This is a genomic window from Phenylobacterium sp. (assembly GCF_035276905.1).
Taxonomy (GTDB): Bacteria; Pseudomonadota; Alphaproteobacteria; order Caulobacterales; family Caulobacteraceae; genus Phenylobacterium.
The window spans coordinates 1-7,913 of record NZ_DATELG010000427.1; the positions used below are offsets into that span (position 1 = coordinate 1).

Consider the following 7,913-nt stretch of genomic DNA (forward strand, 5'->3'; position numbering starts at 1 on the left):
GCGCTGGCGTCGGCGCCGCCTGGATCTTCACCGGGCTGGCCTACCTCATCCTGCTGGCGCCGTTTCTCTGCGCCCGCATCCCGCCGCTGGTGGACTATCCGAACCACCTCGCGCGCTTCTGGGTGATCGCCAGCAAGGGCGGAACCGGAGCCGCCGCGCAGTTCTACGGTCTCGACTGGAGCTTGGCGGCGACCAACGTCGGCGTCGATCGGACGGTGGCGATGCTGGCGCCGCTCGTCGCGCCATCGTCCGTCGCCCACACGGCTCTGATCCTGGCGGTGTTGCTGACGCCGGTCGGCGCGGCGGCGCTGAACGGCACGCTGTTTCGAGGACCGTCCACGTGGTGGGCGATGCTGCCGATCGCGAGTTGGCCTTCGACGCTGCTTCTTGGCTTTCTGAATTTCCAGATCGGCTTAGGCTTGGCGCTCGCTTTCGCTGCGGCCGACGCGATCGTGCAACGTCGCCGGCCCGCAGCCGCTATCGTCCTGCGGGTGGGCTTCGCCGCGGTGCTGATCCAGGCCCATCTGCTTGACCTGTTGTTCTACGCCGCCCTCGTCGCCGCCGTGGCGTTCGGTGCGGAGCGGCTGGAGCTGCGCACGTGGGGTCCCCTGGCCCGGCGGCTTGGTCGCGCGGCTGGCGCGGCAGCCTGGTGCCTGGCGCCGTTCGGAGCCTTTCTGCTCTTCGCCCACGCTTTGCCCGCGTTCGGCGGGCGCGAGGGACTGCGCTTCGGCTCTTTCACGGCGAAGCTGCGCGCCCTGGCTTCGCCGGTGATTGGCTACGATGTGCTGCTGGATCTGGGGTTGGCGCTGACGGCCGGCGCGCTGATCGTAGGACTGGCGCGACGGCGAGGACTGCAGGTTCACGCCGGCCTCGCCACGGCCGCCGGGGCCTTCCTGGCGCTGGCGGTGCTGGCTCCGGATGAAATCGGCGACTCCAGTTGGCTCGACGCGCGGTTTGCGTTGATGAGCCTGCTGTGCCTGCTGACGGGACTTAGCCTTGCGCCCCGCGCGGGCGCCCGCGAGGCCAGGACCCTGGCGTTTGCGGCCCTGGCGGTAATTTCGGCGCGTACGGCCGGCGTCGCCTGGGGATGGACCCAGATGGAGCCGCAATTGGCCGCCACGAAGCACGCGATCGCCAAACTCCCCATGGGCGCACGCGTCCTGCCTCTGCAGCACCGCCCGACGGCGCGCGTGCGCCTTAATGCGTCCGCCGGCCGCTACCTGTTCAATCTTGGCGACGCCACCTTTTCCCACTACCCGCTGCTTGCGGTCCCCATGCGGCAAGCGTTCGTGCCGACGATGTTCGCCCTCAGGGGCAAGCAGCCCGTCGAGATTCGCCCCGCCTTGGCGGCGTGCAGCGCTCCGGACGGCGGGCGCTTGCCCTCCGTGAATTCGCTGGGTCGACGCCCGGACGCGAAGGATCCGGCGTACATGAGCCGCTGGCGATCGTGCTTCGACTTCATTCTGGTGTTGAACGCCGATTTGCCCGATGCGGACGGCGCGTTCGTCCCCCCGCCCGGCGTCACCCTGGTCGCTGATCGCGGCTTCGCCCAGCTGTGGCGCATCTCCGCAAGGTGAATGCGGCGAGTCCCAGGGGATCAAGGCCGAACCGCGCCAAGGCGAGACGTTGGCTTTGAGCAGAGATTTCCCATTCGTGCGCCGGGAACCGAGCCGCCGGCCATGAACTGGAGGCGCATGCGGTTGGCGACCATGCTGCTTGTGCTCGCCGGCGCGGTGGCGCTAGGCGTGGTGCTGTACGTCCTGAGCGGCGGACATGTGGTTCTGTTCGTGCTGCCGCTGGTGTTCGCGGGACCGCTCATCTGGCGCGGGCGTCGCGGCTGACGCGCCGCGCACCGCCACAACTCCGCTCAAATATAGCATTTGATATTTCCGCCGGGCCCGCGGCGGATAACGTCGCTCCGCACAGTCGAGTGGGGACAGGGCGGGGATATGGCGATTCTGGCGGTGGGCGATTATTACGCCCTGAACATGGATGACATCGACGTCGGCGTCCTGTTCGACGGCATACCGACAGTCGCAACCTCGTCGACGTTCACGCTCAGCTACAGCGGCGCCGACATCTACGACACGTTCAACGGCCAGGGCTTCCAGTACGATTCCATGGGGGTTCCCAACGGCGGCGTCGTGACTGGCTTCCACGAGACGGTCAACGGCGTCCTGGCGGCGACGGTCTCCGGCGTCAGCGTTTCGGTCCCCTCGCTGGTGAGTTGGGCTTACACCGGCGACAACGTCGCAATGCGGACCGCCTTCTTCGGCGGCGCCGACACCGTCACGGGCGGGGCGCAGAGCGACCTCCTGCGTGGCTATGCGGGCAACGATTCGATCAGCGGCGGCGGCGGCGCCGACACCCTCGACGGCGGACCGGGAAGCAATGTGCTGTTCGGCGGCGACGGCGACGACTACATCTGCGCGAGCGTCGACGGGTTCACCCGCGCCAACGGCAACCAGGGTCAGGACACGATCATTGGTCAGTCCTCGGTCGGCGACTGGCTGCTGGGCGGTCAGGGCAACGATGTGATCAGCGCCACGGCCGCCACCGGCCACGACATTATCAACGGCAGCATGGGCGATGACAGCGTCACGGGCGGCTCGGGCGGCGATACGCTCAGGGGCGGCCAGGGCGACGACGTGATCCGGGGCGGCGCCGGCTCGGACCTCATCTTCGGGGATCTCGGCAACAACACCATCAGCGGCGGCGGCGGGGCCGACACGTTCCACGGCGGCAATGGCGCAGCCCAGGACAAGATCACTGACTTCAACCAAGCGCAGGGCGATCATATCCAGATCGCCGCGGGCTTGACCTGGACGACCTCGCAGGTGGGGGCGGACGCACACGTCGACGTGTCGAACGGCGACGTGATGATCCTCCAGAATGTCGCGCTGACGTCGCTGCACACGGGTTGGATCAGCTACTGAGCTGACCCGGAGCCCGAGTCATGCGCGCCAGTCTCCAGTCGCGCGGCGTGGTCCCCGGCGCTCACGCGCGCAGGCCGTATCGTGGAACCAGAGGAACGCGCGAGCGCACAAACTATTGGTGATCTTGGCCAGCAAAATTACATCTGTGATTCATTGCGGCGACTGCTTCAAACGCCCCCCGTAAACCGTCAACATAACGACGGTATCCGACCCAAAAACTCAATAAGGGGGGAGCATGAAGAAAGCTTCTATCAAAGAAACGACCCAGTTGCCGCTGAGTGCGTTCGTGCTTTCTATGGCCGTTGGCAGTTCAGCACTCGCGCAGCAGGCGGCCGCGCCCGCACAGACACAGCAGCAGGCCCGGGTTCTCCAGGACATCATCGTCACGGCGCGCAAGGTTGAGGAAAACCTCCAAGATGTGCCGGTGGCCGTGACCGCGTTCAGCGGCAAGGCGCTCGAGCAGCAGAATGCTGTCAAGCTCTCCGATGTCTCCGGCATCACGCCGGGCCTTCGGATCAACAGCGCCGACTTCCAGGGGCCGTTTTCGCTATTCATGTTGCGCGGCCAAATCAACACGACTCAGATCGCGACCGCCGATCCCTCGGTTGGCGTCTATGTTGACGGCGTTTATTGGGCCCGCTCCTACGGGATCAATGCAAATCTGCTGGATGTCAAAAGCGTACAAACGCTGAAAGGTCCGCAGGGCACCTTGTTCGGGCGTAATACCACCGGCGGCGCCGTCCTCATCGACACGAATGATCCGGACCTCAACAACCAGTCGGGCGAATTGTCGGGGACCTACGGCCGCTTCAACTACAGATCCGGCAGGGCGATCCTCAACCTTCCGTTGATCGATGGCCGCCTAGCCTTCCGCGCCGCCTACGAACGCCTGCACGACGACGGTTATGCTCCCAACGTCTCGCATGCCGGCCAGAAGCAGGGCCAGAGGGACGGCGAAACCGCCCGTTTCAAGTTGCGCGCCCAGGTCACCGACGACCTAACGGCGCAACTCTCCGCCGAACTCTGGGACGCCGACTATCGCGGAATTCCACCACAACTCCTGTACGTCACGCCGGGCTCCTCCAGCGAGTTGGAGGCCGGCGCGGAAACCCTTGGGACGAGCGCCTGCTTCGTCAATGTCGCGGCCTGCAGGCTGACAGGGCGTTCCGCGCTCGATCAAGTCATTCAGAACTATTCCGGCAAGGGTCTCACGGTCTCGAACAACGTGGCCGGGCGGATCAACGCCAAGACGCAGACCTATGTGGGGACGATTTCATACGACACGTCCTTCGGGAACGCCAAGATCATCGGCGGCTGGCGCAAGGTTCACGGCTCATCGTCCTCTGATTTTGACGGCTCGCCGTTCACGCTTCTGGACTTCCAAAACGCCTACCAGAACCTCGAGCAGTGGTCGCTCGAGGGAACGCTCACCGGCAAAACTTTGAGCGACAAGTTGTCGTTTGCGGTTGGGGCTTTTTACTTCAAGGAAATCGGCATCGATTCCACGGTCGTCCAGCTCCTGCCGCGGCTCGTGACAAAGGGCCCCGCGTTCAACGGCGACATCGATAACAAGAGCGTTGGGATCTATGGCCAGGGGACCTACGAACTGACCGACAAGCTCTCCTTCACGGGTGGATTGCGCTGGTCCCGCGACGACAAAGGGGTGACGATCAACAATGGTCAGGCCCTCAGCAATCTGGACGGCATTATACCTGGGAGCTTTACCTGCACAGTGACGACCGGGTGCCCGTCTTTCCGGAGCGGCACTTTCAGCGGCGTATCCTATACGGCAGGCTTCGACTATCGTTTCGCGCCCGATGTAATGGCGTACGTGAAGACGTCGAGAGCTTTCCGCTCGGGGGGCGTCAACCTCCGCGATACGGCGATCGTGCCGGGCTACCCCGCCTCGTTCAGGCCCGAGAAGGCGACCAACTACGAAGTCGGCGTCAAGTCCGAATTTCTGGACCGGCGTCTTCGCGTCAATGTCGCGGCCTACTATACGATCGTGGATGACGTCCAGCGGACTTATACCGTCACGGTGCCGGGCACGACGTCGACAACGACCATCGCATCCAACGCCGGCCGCGCCGACTTCTACGGCGGCGAGGTGGAAGTCCAGGCGCTCGTGGTCGACGGAGTCGACGACCAAGTCTGGCTTGGCGTGAGCGGCGCGAATATCAATACGAAGTATGTCGATTACCTTGACCCGAACAACAATAACTTTGACCGCAGCGGCGAGCGATTTGCCTACGTTCCCAAGGGACAATTCACCCTTTCCGGTACGTATACCCATCAGTTTGATGCGAGCGAACTGAGCCTTCACACCGATTATGTGTGGGAGAGCTCTTACGCACTCGATCCCTACAATTATTACGTCGACGCCAATGGCGTACCGCACAGTTCGACGGACAACAGCGTGATCCAGTCCGTCGCTGTGGCTCAGGCGCTCAAGGACGCGACGACCAAACCTGCAGGCGGCGTGCTCAACGCGCGGGCGACGTATCGATTTGGAAAAAATAAGCGTTTCGAACTGGCTGTTTGGGGCGTCAACATCCTCAATAATCGCGACGTAGTCTTTCCAGAGGAGGTGATTGCGTTGTACGTCGCGGGCCAACGGCGCGCGCCCGCCACATATGGCGTGACTGGCACGATAAGCTTCTAGTGTCGCGATTCCGAAGTTCGCGTGCGCCTGTGGCGGGCTCAAACGAACTTCGGGATCGATAAGGCCGTGTTTCTCGCCGCCCCGGCGCGCGCCGCCATGTCGCCGCGCTGCGCTTTAGGCGGGCAGCGGCTTGCGGAACACCGGCTTGGACTGGGCCGCTTCACCCAGGCTCTGTTGAACCCAGCTATTGCTGAACGCCGCCCGGATGAAGTCGGGTCGAACGTCATCCGGGATGCGGGTGATCTCGCCGAACAGGCACGACCAGTACTGACAGCGCTCGGTCAACGGCCGCACGCATCGCTCCCACTCCTCGAGCGCCGTCGAAACGTCCCGCCGATCGGCGATATCCGCCATGAATGCGGCCAGAGCCATGCCGTTCTGCAGCGCCATGCCCCCGCCTTGACCGAGGTTCGGCGGTTGCGCGTGCGCGGCGTCGCCCAAGATGCAGGTGCGCCCGGCCGACCATTGCTTGCACCGAATGAAACTGTAGACGTTCCACGTCACCTCGTCCCCGATCCGGTCGATCAGCCAGGCCCAGGCCGGGAAGGTTTCGCGCCAACAGGGCTGGATACGGGTGTCGCGCGCTTCGACATCGTCCGAAAGACATGTCATCGCGAGGTAGACTTCGGTGTCGTTGATGGGCGTGATCAGGAGCCTGCGCGTGCCGCTCCAGTTCTCGATGCAACGCCCCCGCGCGTCCTCGGGCATTTCATCCTGTGTGGCGCTCACGATCGTCCGAAGCGCCCCTTCCGCGGTGCGCTGGTGGAACTCCTCCAGGTTAAGCGCCCGACGGACAGGCGACCCTACGCCGTCGCAGCCGATCGCCAGATCGGCCTGAGCCCTTTCCCCATTTGCGAAAATGAACGTTCCGTCGGCGCGGGCGTCCACGACCATGCAATTGGTGACGATCTCGACGCCGACGTTGCGCGCCGCCTCGTGCAGCCCTTCCAAGAGCTCGCGCCGCGGAATCGACACCATCTTCACGCCTGGCGGCATCATCGGCGGCAAAATCACCTTGTTCAGATGATCGCGTTGCTCGACGCCGTCCCCCATGAAGGCGCCCGCAGTGGCGCGATCGAGCGCACCGATCCCGGCCAACACCGCCAGACCGTTGGAATGCACGTAAATCCCCGAGCCGGACACGCGCAGACTGGGTTGGCTCTCGAATACGGTGACCTCCCAACCCCGCTGGCCCAAGGCCGCCGCCGTCGCCAGGCCGCCAATGCCGCCGCCGCTGATGATGGCTTTCATGTTCCGCTGTCCGTTCTCAGACCTTCGCCGCGCCGGACCCCGGCGTGGCGGCAGATGCGCGGTAGCTGATCAGGCCGACGCCCCCCATCCATTCGGTGACCGGCTCGTACATCACGATCTGTCCCGCCGCGTCGTTCATCGCCCCCATCAGAGAGACCCACATCAGCATCTCCGATGCGCCGGGACCGCCGAGCGCCCGGATTTGCTCGTGCTCGAGTTTGACCAGGCTCGCGACGTCGCCCCGCGCCAGCAACGCAAGAATTTCCTTGTCCCATTCGACGTTGATCAGCTGCTGGCCCGATGCAGACATCTCCTTTTCACGCTGGATCAGGTCCATCGCCAGCGCGGGATCTTTCTTCCAGACCTCCCGACCGTGCAGATGGAACTGGCGAACACGCTCGATGAGCGGATCGGCTGGGTCATCATGATCGAACACGATCGGCGGCCAGTGCGAGATGCCGCCGCTCGCCATCAGCGCGACCCGCTCGGGGCGGCGATCGATCACCCTGCGAACGGCGGCGCCCAGTTCATGGGCGCGGCGGAATGTCGGCAGGGGCGGGATAAAGCAGTTGGTGAATATCGGCACGATCGGTATGTCGAGGTCGGGCCACAGATATTTCTTCGGTATCAGGACATTGTGGACGAGTTCGGCGGACTCGGATCGAAACAGCTCGATTCCGTCCTGCATCAGCGATCCGTAGATGTCGTGAGCCAGTTCGGCGTGCCCCGGGATCGGGCCGCGTTTCATTTGGATCCAGTTTTCCGTCTCCGGCGTCGGGCCCCAATGCGTGCTGCCCAGGGCGATCGCGAACCCTGGCATGCCGTGAAGGGTGTACATGTCGAAGTGATCGTTCACGAACGCGATGATCACGTCAGGCTTGGCGTCGACGATCTGCTTCCTCACCGCGTCGAAGCCCGTCATAAGGCGATCGATCTGAGACCGCGGCGGCCTGTCCATCTGGTCGCCCAGACCAGGCGTATGGGTCAGGCCGAACGCCGCGACTATCCGCCCACCGGCTGCATCTGCCATTATCAAGATCCTCGATCAGTTACGATTTCATCTG

Annotated in this window: 6 protein-coding genes; 4 read left to right on the forward strand and 2 right to left on the reverse strand. The window is 64.2% G+C overall.

What is annotated here, in order from left to right; all coding sequences use genetic code 11:
* Positions 1–89: 89 nt before the first annotated feature.
* The 4 genes from VJS38_RS20380 (at position 90) to VJS38_RS20395 (ending at position 5,598) form a co-directional block, all read left to right on the forward strand.
* A complete protein-coding gene (locus tag VJS38_RS20380) occupies positions 90–1,577 on the forward strand; it encodes a hypothetical protein (protein ID WP_324089978.1) in 1,488 nt (495 codons plus the stop codon).
* A gap of 102 nt (positions 1,578–1,679) precedes the next feature.
* A complete protein-coding gene (locus tag VJS38_RS20385) occupies positions 1,680–1,841 on the forward strand; it encodes a hypothetical protein (RefSeq protein ID WP_324089979.1) in 162 nt (53 codons plus the stop codon).
* A 108-nt stretch (positions 1,842–1,949) separates the two neighbouring features.
* On the forward strand, positions 1,950–2,936 hold the full coding sequence (locus VJS38_RS20390) for a calcium-binding protein (protein ID WP_324089980.1): 987 nt from the start codon (positions 1,950–1,952) through the stop codon (positions 2,934–2,936).
* A gap of 235 nt (positions 2,937–3,171) precedes the next feature.
* Entirely contained in the window at positions 3,172–5,598 is a 2,427-nt protein-coding gene (locus VJS38_RS20395; RefSeq protein ID WP_324089981.1) for a TonB-dependent receptor, read from the forward strand.
* 114 nt (positions 5,599–5,712) lie between these two features.
* Here VJS38_RS20395 and VJS38_RS20400 read toward each other — a convergent pair whose 3' ends face one another.
* Both VJS38_RS20400 and VJS38_RS20405 read right to left on the reverse strand, forming a co-directional pair.
* A complete protein-coding gene (locus VJS38_RS20400; protein WP_324089982.1) occupies positions 5,713–6,849 on the reverse strand; it encodes an NAD(P)/FAD-dependent oxidoreductase in 1,137 nt (378 codons plus the stop codon).
* Between the two features lie 16 nt (positions 6,850–6,865).
* The gene (locus tag VJS38_RS20405) at positions 6,866–7,879 is read right to left on the reverse strand and encodes a hypothetical protein (RefSeq protein ID WP_324089983.1); all 1,014 of its coding nucleotides are present in this window, start codon (positions 7,877–7,879) and stop codon (positions 6,866–6,868) included.
* Positions 7,880–7,913: the final 34 nt, after the last annotated feature.

Excerpts from the sequence above, each read along its gene's own strand:
- VJS38_RS20390 (WP_324089980.1), top strand. The coding sequence starts at position 1,950 with ATGGCGATTCTGGCGGTGGGCGATTATTACGCCCTGAACATGGATGAC.
- VJS38_RS20395 (WP_324089981.1), top strand. The coding sequence starts at position 3,172 with ATGAAGAAAGCTTCTATCAAAGAAACGACCCAGTTGCCGCTGAGTGCG.
- VJS38_RS20400 (WP_324089982.1), bottom strand. The coding sequence starts at position 6,849 with ATGAAAGCCATCATCAGCGGCGGCGGCATTGGCGGCCTGGCGACGGCG.
- VJS38_RS20385 (WP_324089979.1), top strand. The coding sequence starts at position 1,680 with ATGAACTGGAGGCGCATGCGGTTGGCGACCATGCTGCTTGTGCTCGCC.
- VJS38_RS20405 (WP_324089983.1), bottom strand. The coding sequence starts at position 7,879 with ATGGCAGATGCAGCCGGTGGGCGGATAGTCGCGGCGTTCGGCCTGACC.